This window comes from Patiriisocius marinistellae, assembly GCF_009014635.1.
Lineage (GTDB): Bacteria > Bacteroidota > Bacteroidia > Flavobacteriales > Flavobacteriaceae > Patiriisocius > Patiriisocius marinistellae.
In genome coordinates this window covers 1-22,102 of sequence record NZ_BKCF01000003.1, presented here as the reverse complement: position 1 = coordinate 22,102, position 22,102 = coordinate 1, and the positions used below count along the sequence as shown (strand labels likewise).

Below are 22,102 nucleotides of genomic sequence, written 5' to 3'. Positions count from 1 at the left end.
GATTCGCTTTGGCTACTTTATTCTTTATTCTTTATTCTGAAATATTAAAACAACAGTTATTTCTTGAATCCAAGACATTTTCGCGTAAGCTAAAAAGTTACATTTATTACTAAACACATTTTACTAATCACTATTAACTAAATAAACAGCATCTTCTCCTTCGTTTTCCGTCCAGCATACTTTTACTTTCTCATCTCCAATTGCATCCACTTGTCTACCACGATAGTCTGGCTGAATAGGTAAATGACGGCTAAATCTACGGTCGATAAGGGTCAATAGTTCAATCTCATCAGGACGACCAAAACTTTGAATCGCTGTCAACGCACTCCTAATACTACGTCCCGTATATAATACATCATCAATCAACACTACTTTTTTGTTTTCTACAACAAAGTCAATGTGGGTCTTATTTGCCTCTAGTGGTGTACCACTCCGTCTAAAATCGTCTCTATAAAATGTGATATCAAGTTTGCCTAATTGCACCTTTTTTATTTTATATTCTGAAACGAGCAGTCCCTTTAGCCTTTCGGCAAGGAAAATACCTCTTGGTTGAATACCAATGAGGACTGTATTTTCAAAGTTGTCGTGATTTTCAATTAATTGACAAGCCAAACGATGCAGTGCGATGTGAATTTCGGTTGCGTTTAATAAAACTTTTTGGCTCATAGAAGTGTTCTGAAGTATATTCAGAATACAAAAATACTATTTTTTATAGGATGTTTAGGTTTATGGATTAGGAAATGTTATTGGTTGGAATATTGATATCTTCGATTATGGACTAGGGAATTAAGGAGATAAAGAGTAAAAAAACAGAAGTATTTAACTAGATATTTTAAAAATACTGCACAAAAAAACCGCGCCATGAATGGCACGGTTTACATTTTTATGATAATGTCATTTTAATTATTCCCTAAAATAATAGGAAGTCCACCATCGCCTCCGCCTATTACAATTACTTTAGAGTTAGGAGATTCGCTTAATTTCATTGTTGCGTCAATACCTTTGTCTTGAAGAATTTTATCTGTTAAAGATGCACTTAAAATTTTATTGGCATCTGCTTTACCTTGTGCTTCAATACGTACTTTCTCAGCTTCTTTTGATGCTGTTACTAATCTAAATTCGTACTCCAATGATTCTTGCTCTTGCTTTAATTTTCGTTCGATTGCATCTTTAATAGTATTTGGTAATGTTACATCACGCACTAAAACCTGATTTAATTGTACATACTGCTTTTCTAAAATAATTTTAGTTTCAGTAAAAATTTCATCTTGTATAGCATCACGCTTACTAGAATATAATTGCTCTGGCGTATATCTACCTACTACACTACGAGCAGCAGAACGAATAGCTGGTTGAATTACACGACCTAAATAGTTTTCACCGAGTGATTGGTGAAGATTACCTAAATTACTATATACAGGCTCATACCACACTGAAGCTTCAATTTGTATTTCAAGACCATTAGAAGATAATACTCTCATTTTTTCGTAAAGTTCTTGCTGTCTAACTTCGTAAACAAATACTTTATTCCATGGTGCAATTATGTGAAATCCTTCTCCTAGTGGTGGCTCATCTGTAACAACTCCTTCATCAAAAGTTTTATATAAAACCCCTGCTTCTCCAGAGTCAATTGTTACTGCAGATTTTGCAAGTAATATGATTAATAATACTACTACAATTATAATTGGTATTCCAATCTTTGGTAATTTTTCCATAATTTTCTTTTTATAAATTTTAAATAAGTCCGTTGTATTTTCTAATAAACCACTCTAAAGCAAGACAAAGAGTTATAAGCCCTAACAGGTATTTCCAATCTATTAAAGGTACTACTTTTTGCTCACTTTTTTGTGTTGCTCGGTAGGAATCATCATTGACTAAAGTGTCTATAAGTGAGTTAATTTCAGAAGGGAAAAAAGAAGCTCCATCTGTTTTAGAGGCCAATCTATTTAATTTTGAAATATTAGCATTTAAAAACTGTTTTTCAATATCAAACTCCAGTATTGTAAAGCTTCCACTTCTTGCTACTTCTTCATCTTTTACCGAAACTGTATAACTATACTCACCAGAATCTAAACTACCTAAATCAACTTCGTAATAATTATTTTTAAGTAGTAATGGAAATACTTGACGTTGTTTAGACTCAGTATTCACTACAGAAATTGATACTGATGCACGGTTATCAAACACAAAGTTTTTATCAAAATACTGCGCTGAAATTTTTAATGGGTTATTATTATAATAAAATGTTTCACTACTTACCTCTAGCCTACTACGGCGTTTATTTGATGCAAGGTATTGAACCATTTTCCCTAAAAATTCATCAAATTCTTCAAAACTTTTTGCTCTTAAATAAGACTGAGCTCTCCATTTCCATAAACCTTCTCCATCCCATATTGCATGGCGTGTTCCATTTAATTCTATCGTGGCAAGCATGGGGCTTCCACTACCAAAACCGTCCACCGTTTGTTCTAAAATAGTTTCGTGAGGTACCATTACATTCAATTCACCAAATTGTGATTTTAAAGGTGGAAAATCACTAAACCCTATGGGATCTATTGCAAAAGTTCCATAGTTTAAATTTAAGCGAGCAGAGACATTCTCTTTTTGATTGGTAACTTCTTTTGTATATAATTCTTGAGCATTGTTTATAAAATTCCAATCTGAAAATTCACCCGCAATTACAAAAGTATTTTTGTTTAGTTTAGCTATTTCTTGATACACTGATGAGAATGTTCCATCAGGTTGATACAAAATTATAAGTTGATAATCATTTAATACACTCGCAGCTTCACTTGGCTTTTTAAAAGTAACAGTGCGTTGCTCATTTGTAGTAATAGCTTTTTTTAACATCCCTAAATCTGGATGCAATACTTTGCTAACAATCAATACATTTGTAGCTTGGTCAATAACCTCAACGGCAAATCGTTTTAAATTATTAACTTTATTTTTTTCATCACTCAATGGAACAATTTGCGCTGTATATCGCTGTAAACCCACGCTTGATGCTGGCAATGTAATTGAAACCGTCTTTGTATTATCCTGTTCATTAAATGAAACCATCTCACGATGCACTATTGCATTACCTTGATTAATAACAAATTGAGATTGTTTTGTGCCTGTCCCGCTATAAACTAACACTGCCTCTACAGGAAATTTATTCTTCAAAAACGCATAGCGATTTGTGTTCAATTGCTGAATTTTTAAATCGGTATATTTTGTCGAATCTCCTAGAATTACTGGATAGACGGGACCTTTTAAGCTACGGGTTGCAAATTCATAATCTTCTCCTAAGGTTTGATTTCCATCGGAAACGAGTAACAACGGTACTCCGTTAGTCTCATATAACTCATTAATTGATGAAAAAGCTTTTGAAATGTTAGTATTATTTTCTAAAAACGAAAGCGAATCAAAAGCAGTAAATCCATTCCCGAACTGGAAATAAGAAACGTCAAACCGTTCGTTTAAAGTTTCGGAATTTTCTAAAGCGTTTAAAACTTGTGCTACATTTTCCGTTTGACCTAATTCGGTAATCGAAGAGGAATTGTCTAGCACGATAGGTAATTGTGGTTTGACAACGGTATATGTTTCCGATTTAAATTTCGGATTAATCAATAATAGTAAGATACTAAATAATGTAACAAACCTTAGTGCTCCAAATAACCACCGTAAGTTACCAGTGTATCTAGATTTATATCCATACATAAATACCGAAATAATCAAAGAGATTACTACGGCAATGACTATGTAAAGTATGGTTTCTGGAAACAAAGAGGAACTAATTGTGGGTTATTGTGTTTGTAAGTCGATGTAATTATGAGCTTTTTTTAAAATATATAAAAAACTGCCTACTAAATATCAACCTATTACTTATAATAAATTTAATAATATTAAGTAAGCATACCTCCGTCAACATTTAAAACTTGGCCAGTTACATACGCAGATAAATCACTTGCTAAAAAAACACATGCATTTGCGATATCTTCTGGTGAGCCTCCTCTTTTTAAAGGAATAGCATCTCTCCATGATTGTACGGTTGCCGCATCAAGTTTTCCTGTCATTTCTGTCTCAATAAATCCTGGAGCAATAACGTTACTACGTATATCACGAGAACCTAACTCTAATGCAACTGATTTTGAAAAACCTATAATTCCTGCTTTTGACGCTGCATAATTTGTTTGTCCTGCGTTTCCTTTTACTCCTACTACAGAGCTCATGTTTATAATTGAACCTTTACGTTGTTTCAACATAGTACGTTGAACAGCTTTTGTCATGTTAAACACAGACTTTAGGTTAACCTCCACAACAGTATCAAAATCTGCTTCGCTCATGCGCATTAATAAATTATCTTTTGTGATTCCTGCATTATTAACAAGAATGTCAATGCTTCCAAAATCTTCTAGAACTGCAGCAGCTAATTCCTGCGATGCCTCATAATTTGAAGCATCACTTTTATACGCTTTTGCTTTAACTCCGCTTTTGCTAATCTCTGTAGCAAGAGCATCTGCAGCTTCGGCGGACGAATTATATGTAAATGCTACATTAGCACCATGTTGCGCAAAGACTTCAACGATACCTTTTCCTATTCCACGGCTTCCACCTGTGATAATTGCAGTTTTTCCTTCTAGTAATTTCATAATAAAACAATTAAAATTGAGCTTTCAATAACTCTGTAAACTAAGTAATGGTTGTTTTTATTGGTAGTTCAAATATACTAAAAAGCCCCGCTATTATAGCAGGGCTTTATATGGTTATTTGTTTAAAAGTTATCCAAGAACCTCGGCAACTTTCTTTCCTATTTCTGCTGGAGAATCTACAACGTGAATTCCACACTCACGCATAATTTTCTTCTTTGCTTGAGCTGTATCATCACTTCCACCTACAATTGCACCTGCGTGACCCATTGTACGTCCTGCTGGAGCAGTTTCACCTGCTATAAATCCTACTACTGGTTTTTTGCTACCACTAGCTTTATACCAGTTTGCTGCGTCTGCTTCAAGTTGACCACCTATTTCTCCAATCATTACAACAGCTTCAGTTTCTGGGTCATTAATTAACAATTCAACTGCTTCTTTTGTAGTTGTTCCAATAATTGGGTCACCACCAATACCTATTGCTGTTGTAATACCTAAACCTTGCTTTACAACTTGATCAGCAGCTTCATAAGTTAACGTTCCGGATTTTGAAACAATCCCTACATTTCCTTTTTTAAATACAAAACCTGGCATGATACCAACCTTTGCTTCACCTGGAGTAATAACTCCTGGACAGTTAGGTCCAATTAATCTACAGTCTCTATTTTTAATATAGTTTGCAGCTTTAATCATATCTCCTACTGGAATACCTTCAGTAATTGTAATGATTACTTTAATACCTGCATCTGCAGCTTCCATAATTGCATCTGCAGCAAATGCCGGTGGTACAAATATAATTGTTGTATCTGCTCCAGCTTTTTCTACAGCCTCTGCTACAGTGTTGAAAACAGGTCTATCCAAGTGTGTTTGACCACCTTTTCCAGGGGTTACTCCACCCACTACATTTGTTCCGTATTCAATCATTTGACCAGCGTGAAAAGTACCTTCACTACCTGTAAATCCTTGAACTATAATTTTTGAATCTTTATTTACTAAAACACTCATTGCGATGTATTATGTTGATTGTTATTATTCCTTTTATTCTCTCTTCTGAAATATATTAAAAGCAATCGTTTTAATTCCTGTCACATTTCCGAAGTATAAAAACTTCTTTTAAACTCTTGAAATTTTAAACAAAACCTCTTATAGCATAACATCCTGAAGAACGCCTGCAAAGGTACTTTTTTTTAGCTAAAAAATACAGTGAAATTAATATTTAACCTTGTTGTATGTTCCGCTAGAATCATCTGCACTCATAACGGGTTGACTTATTTGGTGTCCGCGATAAAGTTTACCATCTTTAATTTGCCATATTGCGATAAAGTGAGCTATACCTAGTTCTTCATCTTGATTTTCAATAGTGCGTATGTAATATTTATAACGTATAGTTACAAAATTTTCATCCTCTAACACGTGACTCACCTCTACTCTTAGGTCATCATATGACCTTTGTATTTCTTTAAAAGATTCTACAATTTCTGGGTAGTGCATAATGGTTAGTCCGTCTGCACTGTTCCAAATTAACTCAATATCATCATGTATTAATGATAATGCCTTTCCTGGCTCTGAGACTAGATTGTAATTATAAAATTCTTTAACGATTTCTTTTGCGCTCTTACTCATTATAAATTATCTAATTTTTCAATAATATCTGGTATCAACCTAATTGATGCCAACTCTTTGTATTTTTTTCTAAACTCATCTGCGGGAGTTCCAAAATAACTTTTATGTCCTGCTAATGATTTACTTACACCACTTTGTGCCGAAATTACGGCCTTTTCACCTATAGTAACACCACTAGTGATACCCACCTGTCCCCATATGGTTACAAAATCTTCAATTAGGACACAGCCCGCAATCCCCACTTGAGATGCAATTAAACATCTTTTACCTATAACAGTATCGTGACCTACATGCACTTGGTTATCTATTTTTGTCCCTTCGCCAATGGTCGTAGATGCGGTTACTCCTTTATCAATAGTACATAGTGCGCCTAAATCAACATTGTCTTGGATGATTACATTTCCGCCACTAATTAATTTATCAAATTTTTCTGGTCGGTTTTTATAATAAAAAGCATCACCTCCTAACACGGTACCTGCGTGAATAGTGACTCCATTACCAATAACGGTATTATCGTATATGGCCACATTGCTATGTATCAAACAATCACTCCCTATGGTTACATTATTACCTATAAAAACATTAGGCTGGATTACGGTGTTTTTCCCAATTGTTGCCGATTCTGCAATAACTGCTCTCGCCTGACTAAAGGGATTAAAATAATTTGTTAACTTATTAAAATCATTAAATGGCTCTTCACTAATAAGCAATGCCTTACCCAAAGGGCAATCTACTTTTTTATTAATAAGTACAATAGTTGCTGCAGATTGTAAAGCTTTATCATAATATTTAGGGTGATCTACAAAAACAATATCTCCTGGCTGTACTACGTGTATTTCATTCATACCCAACACTGGAAAGTCTGCATTCCCCACAAAATCACAGTCCAAAATTGTTGCAATGTCTTGAAGTGTTTGCGGTTGTCTAAATTTCATAGGGTATAAATTTTGAATATCAAATATAAAAAATCCCAACACAATTTATGATGTGTTAGGATTTTATATTTTTACTCTAATCACTTATATAATGTTAGCAGTAAATTATTAACTACTCTTAAAAAATAAAGTGTTATTATTTTAATAATAAAGCTCGAAAAAAACATTAACTCTTATAGTTACTCACCAAAAGCGGCAGCTACTGATGCAGATAGCCTTTTATAAGTACCATTTTCAAGTCTTTCTCTAATTGATGAAAATGCTTCTAAAGTTTCTTCCACATCTTTTAAAGTATGAGAAGCAGTAGGTATTAATCTTAATAATATTAATCCTTTTGGGATTACCGGATACACAACAATAGAACAAAACACACCATGGTTTTCTCTAAGGTCTTTTACTAATGCCATTGCTTCTGGCACCGTACCTTTAAGATACACTGGAGTTACACAACTCTGCGTTGTTCCAATATCAAAACCTCTTTCTTTTAAACCTCCTTGTAATGCATTAACATTCTCCCATAACTTTTCTTTAAGTTCTGGCATTGTGCGTAACATATCTAGTCTTTTTAAAGCACCAACTACTAATTGCATTTGTAGTGACTTTGCGAACATTTGTGAACGTAAATTATACTTTAAATAATCCATTATTTCTTGGTCTGCAGCGATAAATGCTCCTGTACTTGCTAATGATTTAGCAAATGTTGCAAAATATACATCAATCCCATCTTGTACACCTTGCTCCTCACCTGCTCCAGCTCCTGTTTTACCAAGTGTACCGAAACCGTGCGCATCATCAACAAATAATCTGAAATTATATTTCTTTTTTAAAGCAACAATCTCCTTTAACTTACCTTGCTCACCACGCATTCCAAAAACACCTTCAGAAATCAAAAGAATTCCTCCTCCTGTTTTCTCTGCCATTTTTGTAGCACGTTTCAAGTTTTTCTCGATACTCTCCATATCGTTGTGCTTGTATGTAAAACGTTGTCCCATATGTAAACGAACACCGTCAATAATACAAGCATGTGCATCGACATCATAAACAATAACGTCATCTTTAGATACAAGTGCATCTACTGTAGAAACCATCCCTTGGTATCCAAAATTTAACAAATATGCCGCTTCTTTACTAACGAAAGTTGCTAATTCATCCTGTAATTGCTCATGTAAATCTGTGTGACCACTCATCATCCTAGCTCCCATTGGGTATGCAGAACCGTACTCAGCAGCTGCTTCTGCATCTACTTTACGCACTTCTGGATGATTTGCTAAACCAAGATAATCATTAATACTCCATGTTATAACTTCTTTGCCTTGGAATTTCATTCTATTAGAAATAGGACCTTCTAATTTTGGGAATACAAAATACCCTTCTGCAACCTCTGCCCATTTACCTAGTGGACCTTTATCTTTGTATATTTTATCAAATAAATCTTTCATCAATACTCACACGTTTTAGTGATTTGCAAAATTAATCAAATAATGTTTCAAATCATAAGATTTGAACTATTTGGCAAAAATTTGACACTCAATTTTTTATTAAACAAAAATTTCCGAAGCAAATAACTTCGGAAATTTTAATACGGGATTAGTCCGTTTATTTTATATAGTTTACAGCGACGCTAACTTCAGAATTTTCATCCATAAAGCCTTGCTGTTCCATCCATTCATCGCTATATATTTTACTCATATAGCGCGAACCATGATCTGGAAATAATATAACTACATTACTGTTTTCATCAAATGTTTCATCCTCTGCTAGTTGCTTAACGCCCTGCATAGCTGCGCCACTTGTATATCCTACAAATAAACCTTCTGTTTTCGCTATTTCTCTCGCTGTTAACGCGCTACTTTCATCAGTTACTTTAGTAAATGAGTCAATAGTATCAAAATCTGTAGCTGTTGGAATTAAGTTTTTCCCTAGCCCTTCAATTCTATATGGGTAAATTTCATTTTTATCAAACTCTCTTGTTTGATGGTATTTTTGTAATACACTTCCATAGGCATCAATTCCTAAAATTTGAATATTAGGATTTTGTTCTTTTAAAAAGCGTCCTATTCCAGAAATTGTACCTCCTGTTCCACTACATGCTACAAGATGCGTGATTTGTCCACTTGTTTGATTCCATATTTCTGGACCCGTTGTATGATAGTGGGCATCAATATTTAGCTCATTGAAATACTGATTGATATATACAGAACCTGGGGTTTCTAAGTGAATTCGTTTTGCAACCTCATAATACGAACGTGCATCATCTGCTGGCACATGTGCTGGACAAACATGTACTTCTGCACCCATAGTGCGAAGCATATCAATTTTGTCTTTAGATGATTTTGAACTTACTGCAAGAATACATTTGTATCCTTTAACAATACTCACCATTGCAATACTAAAACCTGTGTTACCACTTGTAGTTTCTACAATAGTATCACCTGGTTTTAAAATTCCCTTTTTCTCTGCTTGTTCTAATATATAGAGTGCTATTCTATCTTTTGAAGAATGCCCTGGGTTGAATGCTTCTACTTTAGCGTAGAAATTACCTTTTAACGATTCTGTAATTCTGTTTAATTTGATTAACGGTGTATCACCTATTAATTCCAGAATATTGTTATTCGCTTTTATAGTTTCTTTCATAGAGGAAATTTGATTAAAAAATAATGCTTATCGCATTTTGATTTTAATACCGCGCAAAGATACAAAATAAAATTTCTACTTTTTAATTCCCTCTAAGTCAAAGATAAATGCATATTGTTTTGCTACTTCTTTGAGAGCCTCAAATCTTCCCGAAGCACCACCGTGTCCAGCTTCCATATTTGTATCTAAATATAAAATGTGATTATCCGTTTTCATTTCGCGCAATCTTGCAACCCATTTAGCTGGTTCAAAGTATTGTACTTGGCTATCATGAAGTCCCGTAGTTACTAACATATTAGGATAATCATGCGCTTGTACATTATCGTAAGGTGAGTATGATTTCATATACTCATAATATTCTTTTTCATTAGGATTTCCCCATTCATCATATTCACCCGTTGTTAAAGGGATTGTATCATCTAGCATTGTAGTAACGACATCCACAAAAGGAACTGCTGCCACAACTCCATTATATAATTCTGGAGCCATATTAACGACTGCACCCATTAATAAACCTCCGGCAGAACCTCCAGCAGCATACAAATGGTCTTTTGATGTATAATTTTCTTGAATTAAAAATTTTGAAACATCAATAAAGTCTGTAAATGTATTTTTCTTTTTTAATAATTTACCGTCTTCATACCATTGTCTACCTAGGTATTGACCACCTCTAATATGTGCAATAGCATAAATAAACCCCCTATCTAAAAGGCTCAATCTGGTTGTTGAAAAATATGGGTCAATTGTTGCTCCGTATGAACCGTATGCGTATTGAAAAAGTGGATTTTTACCATCCATCTTTATCCCCTTTTTGTAAACGATAGATACAGGAATTTTAGTTCCATCTGCTGCAGTAGCCCAAACACGTTTTGACTCATAATTATTTTTGTCAAATGTACCTCCAAGCACTTCAGTTTCTTTTAAAACTGTTTTTTCCTTAGTTTCCATATTAAAATCTATGGTTGAAGAAGGTGTTGTTAAAGAGGTGTAGCCATAGCGTAAAATTTTAGAATCAAAATCTGGATTCGCACCCGTTCCCGTTGTATAGGTTTCGTTATCAAATGGTAAGTAATAATCTGCTTTACCATCCCATCTTTTTATATTAATCTGGTTAAGACCGTTAGTTCTTTCACTAACGACTAGATAATCTTTAAAAATTTCAATATCTTCTAAGAGTGTTTCTTTTCTATGTGGAATTTCATCAACCCAATTTTCTTTAGAAGTTTTTCCTTCGGAAGTTTTCATTAGTTTAAAATTAGTGGCATTATCTTTATTTGTTACAATGAACCACTCATTTCCGAAGTGAGAAATATCGTATTCTAATCCTCTTTCTCTCTTCTGAAATATATTAAAATCACCATTGGGAGTATCTGCATTTAATATTCTAAACTCTGATGAAAGTGTACTATAACAACCAATAATTATAAACTTTTTTGACTTTGTTTTATAAACGTACGTACCAAAAGTTTCATCCTCTTCAGTAAACACTTTCACATCATTATCTGATGTATTTCCTAATGTATGTCTGTAAATTTCGTTTGATCTAAGTGTTACTTCATCCTTCTTTGTATAAAATAATGTTTTATTATCGTTAGCCCACGTTGCACCTCCGGTTGTTAATGGAATATTTTCGTTTAATATTTCACCAGTTTCTAGATTTTTAATGTGTATTGTATATTTTCGACGACTTACCGTATCTACTCCAAAAGAAACAAGTTTATTATTAGGACTTACATTAATACCATTTAAATTATAATAAGAATGCCCATCTGCCATTTCATTGACATCAAATAACACCTCTTCTTTTGCATCGAGAGTACCTTTTTTACGAGTATAAATTGGGTAATCTTTGCCTGTTTCGTATCTCGTTATATAAAAATAACCGTTCAATTTATATGGAACAGATGAGTCATCTTCTTTGATGCGACTCTTCATTTCTTCAAAAAGACTATTTTTAAAGTCGTCAGTATGAGCTGTCATTTTAGCGTAATAATCGTTTTCACGCTCTAAGTAGTCTATTACTTCTGCATTTTCTCTATCATTAAGCCAGTAGTAACTATCATCACGAACATCACCGTGCATTTCTAAATTCTTAGCAATTTTATCAACTTTAGGAGGAGTGATATCCATAGATTTTTTTTGATTTTCTTTGTTGTTACAAGAGATTGCAAAAATAACAGAAGCAACCACTAGAATAGCTGAATATTTCATAAAGATTTTATTGAAATTTAGGTTTGTAAATTACTAAATTTGCGGATAACTAAAAATTAAATATATGTTTGGAGACTTAATGGGAATGATGGGTAAACTTAAGGAAACTCAAGAAAAAGTAGCTGCTACTAAAGAACGATTAAATACGGTACTTATTGATGAACAAAGCACTGATGGTCTTTTAAAAGTAACGTTAACCGCTAATAGAGAAATTAAAAATTTAGAAATAGACACAAAATTGTTAGAAGATAAAGATCAATTAGAAGATTATCTAATTCTTACAATTAACAAAGCCATTGATAAAGCAACAATTGTTAATGAAGCTGAACTCGCTGCTGTAGCAAAAGATGGAATGCCTAATATTCCTGGGATGGATGGATTATTTAAATAAATTCAAGACTAAACCTTACTCTTTTGGCTACGTCATTATATAGTAACAAAAAGCCCGAAACTTTAAGTTTCGGGCTTTTTGTTATGTATACTTATTTATTGAGAAATATATTTATCGACAAACTTATAATGATGTGAAGTGTCATGATATGTATTAAACGAACTATAACCTGACAACTTGCCAACTTGATTACCATTTTTATTAAGCATGATAAGTTTTGGAAATGTTTTACTCTTATTATACTTAGTAATCATTTCTCTATTATATTTCATTTGAGAAGCAGAGAGAATATCTTTTCTTCTAGGATAATCTATCATAACTAAAATTAATTTATCTGCTCGTTTTTCAAATTCTGGAGTTTCAAAAAAATCTTCTTTTAGAACAACACAAGGGGAACACCAGTCACTACCATTAAAATAAATTAATATTGGTTTACTGTTCTTTTTAGAAAGTGCTATAGCTTCATCTATATTAGTTAGCCAATTAAGATTAGATTTTTGCTCTTCTACAATTACGGTCTCTTCTACTTCATCATCAAAATATACTTCTTGAGAAAAACTGTAGGTTGTAATACTTAATAAAAGAATGGATAGAATAGTTTTCATAGTATAAAGTTTATTGTCTTTTTACACAATGTATGCCAAAGATGCGTAAAAAAAAAGAATTCCCAAATTAATGGGAATTCTCTTAAAACGATTCTTATATAAGATTCGTATATTTATTGCAATTAATCTTAGTTATTGATTAATCTAAACTCAGTACGACGGTTTGTAGCGTGCTCTCGCTCAGTACAAGAAACTCCATCTTTACATCTGTTAGTTAATTTACGCTCACCAAAACCATTACCAACTAATAAACTTCCATTAATACCTTTTGATTGTAGGTATGAAACAACAGCTTGCGCTCTTCTTTCAGAAAGATCTTGGTTAGATGTAGCTCCACCTCTAGAATCTGTGTGAGAAGCAACTTCTAATTTAACTCCTGGGTTCTGAGCTAAAACTGGCATCAAGCGAGTGTCGATGATGTTTTTTGCTTGTGGAGTTAATGTAGCTGAACCTAAGTTCCAGTTGATAGGAAGTGCTTGGTACTCAACAAGAGCACACTCTACTTCAGTCCAAGTAGTCAGACCACCTTTAGTTTGTAGTACTTCTTTAGTTACAGTTCTAGTTTCAGAAGGAACCGTTACCTCTTCAACTCTAGCATCAGAAACTAACTTAGTTACTTTCAACGTTTTCATTTGGTTTGGAATATCAACGGCTCTTGTTGTAGGAGGTGTTGACATAACTCTTTTTGAAAATGTTTTAGAAACTGAAGGGATATCTTCTGCACGAGTAGTTTCGTTTGTGTAAACAGTTTTCTTGTATGTTGAAGAAGAACCAGCAATCTCTATACGCTCAGTTGTAGGAGGAGTTACCATTACTCTCTTAGTCATTGTTTTTCTTACTTCAGGAACATCAATAACTCTTGTTGTAGGAGGAGTTACCATTACTGTAGTTTGCACAGTTGTAGACTCACCAGGAATATCAATTACTCTTGTAGAAGCTGGTCTTACAAGTACAGTTCTTGTATAAGTACCTTGTCCACATGGCTCACCACCATTATTTGCATCAACACAATCTGGAGTTTTTACAAAAGATGCATCGTTAGATAATCTCTGTACTGGTACAGTAGTATACTCTGCAGGGATACCTTTATAACACCAGTAGCGACAATCGTTAGGGTCACTTGAAGCACAATCTGCAGCAGGAGTATCACTCATTTCCCAACGAGCAGTAGCAGGCTTAACCTCCACTGTTTCGTAGTCTGTTGTGAAAGATGCTGGTGTAGTTCTAATAGAAGAACCGTACTCTCTTTTATTATAAGTTGCAGTCTCAGTTCCAAATTCAGCAGGAATAACTTCCATTCTTTGAGATGGTTCTTTTGTAGTAATTGTAACATCTCTAGTTTCATATACTGCAGGTACAGTTTCAATTTTTTGGTAAGCTGGTTGTGTAACAACTTCAAAAGATTGATTCTCATAAACAGCAGGAATTACTCTTAAGCTATAACTAGCATCTTCTGTCACTACAGTTTCAGTAGTTGTATTTCTTTCAGAAGGAATAGTGATTAAACGTTGAGAAGCTTCTTTAGTTACAATACTAAAAGACTCATTAGTATATTCAGCAGGTATAACTTCTAAGTTTTGAGCAGCAGCTTTAGATTCTACTGTTACTGTTTCAGTAGTATATTGTGCTGGTACAACACTTAGTTTTTTGTACGCTGGGGATGTTTGAACGGTTACTGTTTGGTTTACCCAAACATCAGGTGTTACACATCTTACATAACACTTACCCGGCTCAGGGTTTGTTGGAAGGTCCTGTGCAAAAGTTACCTGAGCAACTAATAATGCAAAACCTAATAAAATAATTTTTTTCATGTTTGTTTGTTTAATGGTTATTAAATTACAGTGTAAAAGTACAATTATATAAAGCACTCTCTCATAAAGATACCCTAAATTAAAGATTGGCTTTAACATTTTTCGACAAGCCACAAAAAAAATGCGTTTAAATGCAATTGAATATAATTTAACTTAAATTATGTAAATAAAATATACAATTAACACCGTCTAAATAACTGAATACTATACTAACATGTAAAAATAACTTATACTATTTATTTAAAATCTTGCAATAACTTTAATAGTTTTAAACACATTTTGTCTGTGAAATCATGATGCGTAACTACACGTAATTTCCCATGTCCCATGTTACTTATTCGACATCCATTTATTTCTAAATATGACATAAAGTTTTGTTCAGATATTTCAGGATTTAAATAAAAAATGACAATGTTTGTTTCAGTAGGCTCTACTTTTTCAACATATGAAAGTGTTACTAATAAATCTGAAATTTCTGTAGCCCTTTTATGATCTTCTTTGATGCGATTTACTTGATTATCTAAAGCATAAATACCAGCCGCCGCCATAAAACCTACTTGCCGCATACCACCTCCTAATATTTTTCTAATTCGAATCGCATTCTTCATTAACTCAGATTTTCCTGCCAGAACCGTACCCATAGGAGTTCCAAGACCTTTACTAAAACACAATGAAATGGTATCAAAAACATTCCCATAATCTTTAGGATCTTGTCCCGTAGCTACTAACGCATTCATCAAGCGCGCCCCATCTAGATGCAACCCTAAATTATTTGCGTCGCAAACGGCTTTAATCTTTAAAATTTCATCAAAATCATAACACGCACCTCCACCCTTATTTGTGGTATTTTCTAAACACACAAGTGTTGTTAATGGGCTATGGTAAAAATCTGGCGGATTTATACTTTCTACAACTTGAGCCGCAGTAATCATACCTCTATCTCCGTCAACAAGCTTACAAGAAACACCACTATTAAATGAAACACCTCCACCCTCATAATTATAAACGTGCGCCCATTTATCACAAATTAATTGCTCTCCTGGTTGCGTGTGTAATTTTATTGCAGCCTGATTTGCCATGCTCCCCGTAGGAAAAAAAAGCGCCTCATCCATCCCAAAAAAATCTGCAACACGTCGTTCTAATTCGTTGACAGACGGGTCTTCTTTATACACATCGTCTCCTACTTGCGCATTTATAATCGCCTCCATCATTCCCGGAGTTGGTCTTGTTACCGTATCACTTCTTAAATCAATTGTCATAATTATCTCCCACAAAAAGGGAACTCAAATATTAATTAGTATATTATTTTCTATTAAGTATTTTCTTCGGAAATGTTAATCAACACAAAAATTTTCGGATTCCAATTTAATAATTCGTTGTCATACACTCAAAACTCCCTATAGGACTTCCGTCTGGTATTTTAGGTGCAGCCATCACTTTAAACTTTTCTGGAAACCTTTTAAAGTTGTCAATTTCCGAATGTAAAAATATATCAAAAGCACTATTTCCTTTAGTAATCATTTCTGAAATTTTTTGCAGTCCGCTCATTGAAATAGCTTTAATTTGTGGCTTACTTTGCCCACTTACCGAAACATTCATCAAATGCTGTACTACGTTAAATTGTACCGTTTTATTTATTTCTTGCTCATAGTTCTCACCCTTAAAATTTCCGAAGGTAGCATCTATTAATTCATCCACTACTTCGGTAAAACCTAGTGTATTTTTATCCATCGCTTTCTGTTGTACAAGACGGTTAGCGCGTTGTGGATTGAGAAGTAATTTTAGCGTCATGTCGCTCGCTGTTGCTGCGGCGCCAATGGCATCAAAGGCAACACCATTTTTACTTTTAAAAGATTCTCTATCCCTAGGATACCCATAAGCACGCGGTGGAAACAAAGCCAGTTTATCTGCTGGTATTGCTAGCGTTGTTGGCAAAATTGTTTTTAAAACAGCTTTTAATGCTTGTACTTGCTCAGCCTTGGGAAGTACTTTTTGAATGAGTTGGCCGTCACCTTTTACCGCATAATTGTAATCCATACCCCCTATTGACTTTACCGCAGCTTCAGTTTGAAAACGGTGGTAAAAATACAAAGGCACAAATACATCTTCTAATACTGAGTATGGCTCACCATCTTTTATATTATCTATCGAAAAATTTTCCATTGCAACTGCGCGCAATCGCAACATATCTTCAAGTTCAAGTGCTGCATTTTTCCCATTATCCCAAAGATGAGCAGTTGCGTGAGCTCCACTTTGTGCACGAGCATCGCTGTCTGTAATATAGCGCATTCCGTTATCGCTTGCATTTTTCAATATTGCATTTAATCGTTGTTTTTCATTTGCAAAATTATTACTAGCATCTGCTTCACTATAACTATAAGTTACCGTCACTTTGTCCCAATCTCCAATACCTATTGCATAAGCATTCCTAAAATCTACCTCACCATTGGCTATGCTCAATGTGGGGTGTGGATAATCCATCACACTTGATCTGTTTGTTGCACTTGTCGCAAAATTATGCGCAAAGCCTAACGTATGCCCCACCTCATGTGCAGATAACTGTCTAATGCGTGCTAATGCCATATCTAGCATAGGCTGGTAATTATCATCACGCTCTGCAAATGGCTTGTTCATTAACGCCTGGGCAATCATAAAATCTTGCCTAATGCGCAAACTCCCAAGACTCACGTGTCCTTTAATAATTTCGCCAGTACGTGGGTCGATAACGCTACCGCCGTAACTCCAGCCACGCGTACTTCTATGTACCCATTGAATAACGTTGTAACGCACATCCATTGGGTCTGCATCATCTGGTAATAGTTGTACTTGAAACGCATTTTTGTAACCAATCGTTTCAAATGCTTGATTCCACCAACGTGCACCTTCTAGTAATGCAGATCGAACTGGCTCTGGTGTTCCTGAGTCTAAATAATAAATAATGGGTTCAACGGCTTCTGAAATTTCTAGGGTGGGATTCTTTTTTGTCAACCTATGTCTAGTAATAAAACGTTTTTTTATGGGTTCCCAAATGGGTGTGCTATAATCTAAATAATCAATGGAAAAGCTTCCGCTTCGAGGATCAAATGCGCGAGGGGTGTAATTTGCATCTGGTAGTTCAACAAAACTATGATGCTGAATTACTGATAATGCTTTACTATCTGGCGCTATACTTCTTACGTTTTTTCCTGTAGCTTCTCCTTTAAAAGTGAGTAAAGATTCGAACTCTACGTTTTTAGGGAAGGCCTTTGTACGTTCCAACCATATACTGCTTCGTGTAGCATCTATTTTATACGTTCCTTCTTTTTGCTTTTTAAGTCTACTTGTAATGCCGTGAGCATCTTCCATTAAAAATGGGGTGAGGTCAATAATATAATTTTCGGCTTTTGTTTCTTTTATACTGAAACCAAATAACACCGATTTTGCAAACGCTTCATTAATAGATTTTTTTTCGAGTTGGTTTTCCGTCTCCGCCCGAAACTTTAAATTAGGCTGCAATAACAGTAACTTATTTCCACTTTTTAAAAACTTTACTAACGCTTGATCGCCTAATTGTCCTCTATCTAGTCCTATATCATTACTCCCTAGTCCTGTGCGCAGTGAGTGAACGTAGAGAAATTCTTTATCAATGAAAGACTTTGGAATTTCAAGATATATTTCGCCTTCGGTTTCAGAATAATGGAAATTAAAATAGCCGTTAAAAGCTTTTAAATCTTTTTTTGCATCAAGAAATTGGGCTTGTGTAGTCACATTTCCGAAGAGAAAAAAAATACAGATAAAAATGAAGCGATATGTCATGGTTGTTATATATTTCAGAATTTATAAATCTAAGTAAATAAAACTAAAAAGGCTAAATCTTGGGTTTTTGAAGAAGGGGTTAAATAGTAAAATAATTTTACTTAAGACCTAACTCCTAGAGCATAAGGTTTAAAACCTTAAGACTAACAACATTTTCTTTTTGAACTCATCTTCAATAACAGTACTTTTACTAAAAAATAAATACATTGATTACAACAGACCAACTCCAAGACCTTCGCAACCGCCTGGACGCGTTAAGGCAATATCTTTGACATTGCTGGCAAAGAAATAGAAATTACAAACGACGAGGAGAAAACTTTTGACCCTAATTTTTGGAACAATGCACAGGAAGCCGAGGCTTTTATGAAAGTGCTGCGCAATAAGAAGAAGTGGGTTTTAGACTATCAACATGCAATAAACCTTTATGAAGACGCCGAGGTCATTTTTGAGTTTTTCAAAGAAGGTGAGGGTACTGCAGAAAATGTAGAAATACGTTATGGCAAGGCCGCAGCTGCTATTGAGGATATTGAGTTTAGAAACATGCTTAGTGAGGAAGGTGATGCTATGAGTGCTGTTCTTCAAATTACTGCCGGTGCTGGAGGCACAGAAAGTTGTGATTGGGCTGCTATGTTGATGCGTATGTATTTAATGTGGGCAGAAAAAAATGGCTACAAGGTAAAAGAACTCAATTATCAAGCTGGCGATGTTGCTGGGATTAAAACAGTAACGTTAGAGATTGATGGAGAGTTTGGTTTTGGTTGGTTAAAAGGTGAAAATGGCGTGCACCGCTTAGTACGCATCTCCCCTTTTGATAGTAATGCCAAACGACATACAAGTTTTGCTAGTGTTTATGTGTATCCACTTGCAGATGACACTATAGAGATTGACATCAATCCTGCCGAAATTTCGTGGGATTTTGCACGAAGTTCTGGTGCTGGCGGTCAAAATGTAAATAAAGTAGAGACTAAGGCTATTTTAACGCACAAGCCTAGTGGCATTGTTATTCATAATAGCGAAACACGCTCTCAACTTGAAAACCGACAAAAAGCAATGCAGATGCTAAAGTCGCAACTCTACGAAATTGAATTGCGTAAACAGCAAGCCCAACGCGCCGAAATTGAGGGGAACAAAATGGCAATTGAATGGGGTTCGCAGATACGTAACTATGTATTACAACCATACAAACTAGTTAAAGATGTACGCACTAACCATGAGAGTACTAATCCAGATGCCATCTTAGATGGTTATATTGATGAGTTTTTAAAAGCTTATTTAATGATGATGGGACAAAAGGATGATAAGGCAAATGAAATGCTTTAGTTTGCGTTCTTCTTCGGAAATATTAATAAATTAAAATAATTAATAACCCTGCTCCTATTGAGTGGGGTTGTTACTTTAAGATAAATTTTGCTAAAGATTTATTTTATTAATAAATATCCAATTACAAAACCATAGCAATATAATCTTCTTATATTTAACGCTATGAGTATAATAAAGTTTGAAAAATTTAGACATAAAGATCTGGATTGTATAGCCATAAAATTTGAATATAATTTTGAGGTTAAAGAATATATAAAACAATTTCCTACTGTAAGATGGTCAAAAACCCATCGCACATTTTATATACCGTATAATTTTAAAACTCTTAAGGAATTAAAAATCTTTTTGATAGAAAAGGGGTATTCCTTTCATGAAAAAGCAGAAGTGCCGGTCATTAACTTGAACAACTCTCCTATTTCTCCCTTTTTAAACTTAGAAAAAAGGAATATTTACGAACACTTTTTAAAATTTTTAGAAGGCAAGCGTTATAGTAAAAGTACCGTCAATACTTACGGTCATTTTGTTTATGAGTTTTTAAAGTTTACAAAAGACAAACCTATTAACGACATTGATGAAAATGATGTGCGATATTATTTAGAATGGGCCGTTAAGACATTAAATTATTCGTTAAGTTCCCATCGACAAATTGTAAGCGCTCTAAAGCATTTTTCTTTTTTCTATCCTGCATGCAGTATTAATACTGAGAATATTTATATGCCAAAAAAAGACAAAAAGCTCCCTACGGTATTAAATATTGAAGAAATTTTAACGCTAATTGAATGTACTAAAAACCTTAAGCACAGAGCGATTATAACAATGCTTTATGCATCTGGGTTAAGGATAGGCGAATTGATAAATTTAGAATTAAAAGATTTTGATTTTAATCGTAATCAATTACATGTTAGAAATGCTAAAGGAAGAAAAGACAGATATACTACGATTGCAAAAAGTTTACATCCACTTTTGAAAAATTATCACTTAACGTATAAGCCAAAGATTTACTTTATTGAGAATCCTAATGGAGGTAAATACAGTCCAAATTCGGTTAGATCATTTTTAAAGAAGAATTCAAAAATTGCTGGTATAAAGAAAACAGTAACCCCACATTCTTTGAGACATAGTTATGCTACACACTTACTTGAGCAGGGTACAGACATTAGATACATACAAGAACTTTTAGGACATTCAAGAACAGAAACAACAATGATTTACACACATGTAACAAAAAAAGAGTTGCGAGAGATTAGAAGTCCTTTAGATAACGCATTAAATAATATATCTTTACGTAATAACAACGATAAAAAACAGTTGTTATCTTGATTTATTTACGGGATAACAACGACAAAATGTAATATATAACAAGTTGTGCATAATATGAAAAAAACATTTAGAATAGCATTTTTAATCGGATTTCTGACAATAATATTCTCTTGTGGAACTCAAAAGAATGCGAAAAATACAACTCAAAATAAAACTAATTCTGAACTACCAAACGAATTGTTCCAGCGTTGGAAATTAGATTACGGAATGGCAAACGAAGAAAAAATAAGCGGACTACCAAAATCGCCGAATAATGATTATGTCTTCAAAGAAAATGGCGAGTATTTAAATTATAATGACGACGGAACATATTTTACTGGAAAATGGGAATACAATAGTGATGAAAAAATTATTTACACCAAAAGCGTTGACGGAAAATTGAACGGAAAAATTGCGGATATTAAATCGAAAAGTATAACTTTAATTCCAGCCGGAAAAGCAGTCGAAGGTACACCATTTGAGAATTTTCGATTTTATTATATACCGCAAACAGAGTGAGAAAATACTATGCACAACAATGTATATAAAAAATAGCGTAAGTCATTGCTTAACAAAAAGTTAGTGCTCTTTTTCGAAGTCGCCAAATTTTTAAATTTGGCTATTTGAGAAAGAAAGATAAATAGAAAAATTTAAAAATTCGGCTCGTGTCTCAACCGAATGGATAGCACCCTTTTTCAGCGCTACTTTTCATATACTGAGACGTTAGCTTTAATGCTGGAGCATGTTTGCGAAATCCAACTTCTGAATAGAAAAAGGAATATATTATGCGGAATTTACCACTCATAATCTGAATGAAAAGCAGAACGGAATTTGAGCACGTTTGCGG

17 protein-coding genes and 1 pseudogene are annotated in these 22,102 nt (G+C 34.1%); 4 read left to right on the top strand and 14 right to left on the bottom strand.

Annotation, left to right across the window (positions count from 1 at the left end):
- Positions 1-123: 123 nt before the first annotated feature.
- The 10 genes from pyrR to GB234_RS08740 form a co-directional block, all read right to left on the bottom strand.
- A complete protein-coding gene (gene pyrR, locus GB234_RS08785) occupies positions 124-666 on the bottom strand; it encodes a bifunctional pyr operon transcriptional regulator/uracil phosphoribosyltransferase PyrR (protein WP_151894191.1) in 543 nt (180 codons plus the stop codon).
- Positions 667-899: 233 nt separating this feature from the next.
- Positions 900-1,715, bottom strand: coding sequence for a prohibitin family protein (locus tag GB234_RS08780; protein ID WP_151894190.1), 816 nt, complete (start codon positions 1,713-1,715; stop codon positions 900-902).
- A gap of 19 nt (positions 1,716-1,734) precedes the next feature.
- Positions 1,735-3,768, bottom strand: a complete 2,034-nt coding sequence (locus GB234_RS08775) for a VWA domain-containing protein (protein ID WP_151894189.1) — start codon at positions 3,766-3,768, stop codon at positions 1,735-1,737.
- Between the two features lie 119 nt (positions 3,769-3,887).
- Positions 3,888-4,634, bottom strand: a complete 747-nt coding sequence (gene fabG, locus GB234_RS08770; protein ID WP_151894188.1) for a 3-oxoacyl-[acyl-carrier-protein] reductase — start codon at positions 4,632-4,634, stop codon at positions 3,888-3,890.
- Between the two features lie 129 nt (positions 4,635-4,763).
- On the bottom strand, positions 4,764-5,636 hold the full coding sequence (sucD, locus tag GB234_RS08765) for a succinate--CoA ligase subunit alpha (protein WP_151894187.1): 873 nt from the start codon (positions 5,634-5,636) through the stop codon (positions 4,764-4,766).
- A 204-nt stretch (positions 5,637-5,840) separates the two neighbouring features.
- On the bottom strand, positions 5,841-6,254 hold the full coding sequence (locus tag GB234_RS08760; RefSeq protein WP_151894186.1) for a nuclear transport factor 2 family protein: 414 nt from the start codon (positions 6,252-6,254) through the stop codon (positions 5,841-5,843).
- Positions 6,254-7,189, bottom strand: coding sequence for a UDP-3-O-(3-hydroxymyristoyl)glucosamine N-acyltransferase (locus GB234_RS08755; protein ID WP_151894185.1), 936 nt, complete (start codon positions 7,187-7,189; stop codon positions 6,254-6,256). The genes GB234_RS08760 and GB234_RS08755 overlap by 1 nt, the downstream gene beginning before the upstream one ends.
- 179 nt (positions 7,190-7,368) lie before the next feature.
- Positions 7,369-8,628, bottom strand: a complete 1,260-nt coding sequence (gene capB, locus GB234_RS08750) for a cysteate-C-fatty acyltransferase (RefSeq protein WP_151894184.1) — start codon at positions 8,626-8,628, stop codon at positions 7,369-7,371.
- 157 nt (positions 8,629-8,785) lie between these two features.
- Positions 8,786-9,823 carry a cysteate synthase gene (gene capA, locus GB234_RS08745; protein ID WP_151894183.1) on the bottom strand — a complete coding sequence of 346 codons (1,038 nt, stop codon included), beginning with the start codon at positions 9,821-9,823 and terminating at the stop codon, positions 8,786-8,788.
- A 75-nt stretch (positions 9,824-9,898) separates the two neighbouring features.
- On the bottom strand, positions 9,899-12,034 hold the full coding sequence (locus tag GB234_RS08740; RefSeq protein WP_151894182.1) for a S9 family peptidase: 2,136 nt from the start codon (positions 12,032-12,034) through the stop codon (positions 9,899-9,901).
- A gap of 64 nt (positions 12,035-12,098) precedes the next feature.
- Here GB234_RS08740 and GB234_RS08735 point away from each other — a divergent pair, with 64 nt between their 5' ends.
- A complete protein-coding gene (locus tag GB234_RS08735; protein ID WP_151894181.1) occupies positions 12,099-12,425 on the top strand; it encodes a YbaB/EbfC family nucleoid-associated protein in 327 nt (108 codons plus the stop codon).
- Positions 12,426-12,520: 95 nt separating this feature from the next.
- On the opposite strand, the gene GB234_RS08730 is transcribed toward GB234_RS08735, so the two are convergent.
- From GB234_RS08730 to GB234_RS08715, 4 genes and pseudogenes are all read right to left on the bottom strand, one after another.
- Positions 12,521-13,030, bottom strand: coding sequence for a thioredoxin family protein (locus GB234_RS08730; protein ID WP_151894180.1), 510 nt, complete (start codon positions 13,028-13,030; stop codon positions 12,521-12,523).
- Between the two features lie 128 nt (positions 13,031-13,158).
- Positions 13,159-13,620, bottom strand: a pseudogene (locus GB234_RS15360) (OmpA family protein); the annotation flags it as partial.
- 1,457 nt (positions 13,621-15,077) lie between these two features.
- Positions 15,078-16,100 (bottom strand): threonine aldolase family protein, encoded by a 1,023-nt coding sequence (locus tag GB234_RS08720; RefSeq protein WP_151894178.1) that lies wholly within the window; start codon positions 16,098-16,100, stop codon positions 15,078-15,080.
- Between the two features lie 106 nt (positions 16,101-16,206).
- Positions 16,207-18,636 (bottom strand): zinc-dependent metalloprotease, encoded by a 2,430-nt coding sequence (locus GB234_RS08715; RefSeq protein WP_151894177.1) that lies wholly within the window; start codon positions 18,634-18,636, stop codon positions 16,207-16,209.
- A 206-nt stretch (positions 18,637-18,842) separates the two neighbouring features.
- Here GB234_RS08715 and prfB point away from each other — a divergent pair.
- The 3 genes from prfB to GB234_RS08700 all read left to right on the top strand — a co-directional run bounded on the left by prfB (position 18,843) and on the right by GB234_RS08700 (position 21,774).
- Positions 18,843-19,956 (top strand): peptide chain release factor 2 gene (prfB, locus tag GB234_RS08710; protein ID WP_151894176.1). Its coding sequence is split into 2 segments (ribosomal slippage): positions 18,843-18,905 and positions 18,907-19,956, totalling 1,113 coding nucleotides; the frame shifts between segments, so codons are not numbered across the junction.
- Positions 19,957-20,118: 162 nt separating this feature from the next.
- Entirely contained in the window at positions 20,119-21,276 is a 1,158-nt protein-coding gene (xerA, locus tag GB234_RS08705; protein WP_151894175.1) for a site-specific tyrosine recombinase/integron integrase, read from the top strand.
- Positions 21,277-21,330: 54 nt separating this feature from the next.
- Positions 21,331-21,774 carry a hypothetical protein gene (locus tag GB234_RS08700; RefSeq protein WP_151894174.1) on the top strand — a complete coding sequence of 148 codons (444 nt, stop codon included), beginning with the start codon at positions 21,331-21,333 and terminating at the stop codon, positions 21,772-21,774.
- Positions 21,775-22,102 lie beyond the last annotated feature (328 nt).

Excerpts from the sequence above, each read along its gene's own strand:
- pyrR (WP_151894191.1), bottom strand. The coding sequence starts at position 666 with ATGAGCCAAAAAGTTTTATTAAACGCAACCGAAATTCACATCGCACTG.
- GB234_RS08780 (WP_151894190.1), bottom strand. The coding sequence starts at position 1,715 with ATGGAAAAATTACCAAAGATTGGAATACCAATTATAATTGTAGTAGTA.
- fabG (WP_151894188.1), bottom strand. The coding sequence starts at position 4,634 with ATGAAATTACTAGAAGGAAAAACTGCAATTATCACAGGTGGAAGCCGT.
- sucD (WP_151894187.1), bottom strand. The coding sequence starts at position 5,636 with ATGAGTGTTTTAGTAAATAAAGATTCAAAAATTATAGTTCAAGGATTT.
- GB234_RS08760 (WP_151894186.1), bottom strand. The coding sequence starts at position 6,254 with ATGAGTAAGAGCGCAAAAGAAATCGTTAAAGAATTTTATAATTACAAT.
- GB234_RS08755 (WP_151894185.1), bottom strand. The coding sequence starts at position 7,189 with ATGAAATTTAGACAACCGCAAACACTTCAAGACATTGCAACAATTTTG.
- capB (WP_151894184.1), bottom strand. The coding sequence starts at position 8,628 with ATGAAAGATTTATTTGATAAAATATACAAAGATAAAGGTCCACTAGGT.
- capA (WP_151894183.1), bottom strand. The coding sequence starts at position 9,823 with ATGAAAGAAACTATAAAAGCGAATAACAATATTCTGGAATTAATAGGT.
- GB234_RS08740 (WP_151894182.1), bottom strand. The coding sequence starts at position 12,034 with ATGAAATATTCAGCTATTCTAGTGGTTGCTTCTGTTATTTTTGCAATC.
- GB234_RS08735 (WP_151894181.1), top strand. The coding sequence starts at position 12,099 with ATGTTTGGAGACTTAATGGGAATGATGGGTAAACTTAAGGAAACTCAA.
- GB234_RS08730 (WP_151894180.1), bottom strand. The coding sequence starts at position 13,030 with ATGAAAACTATTCTATCCATTCTTTTATTAAGTATTACAACCTACAGT.
- GB234_RS08720 (WP_151894178.1), bottom strand. The coding sequence starts at position 16,100 with ATGACAATTGATTTAAGAAGTGATACGGTAACAAGACCAACTCCGGGA.
- GB234_RS08715 (WP_151894177.1), bottom strand. The coding sequence starts at position 18,636 with ATGACATATCGCTTCATTTTTATCTGTATTTTTTTTCTCTTCGGAAAT.
- xerA (WP_151894175.1), top strand. The coding sequence starts at position 20,119 with ATGAGTATAATAAAGTTTGAAAAATTTAGACATAAAGATCTGGATTGT.
- GB234_RS08700 (WP_151894174.1), top strand. The coding sequence starts at position 21,331 with ATGAAAAAAACATTTAGAATAGCATTTTTAATCGGATTTCTGACAATA.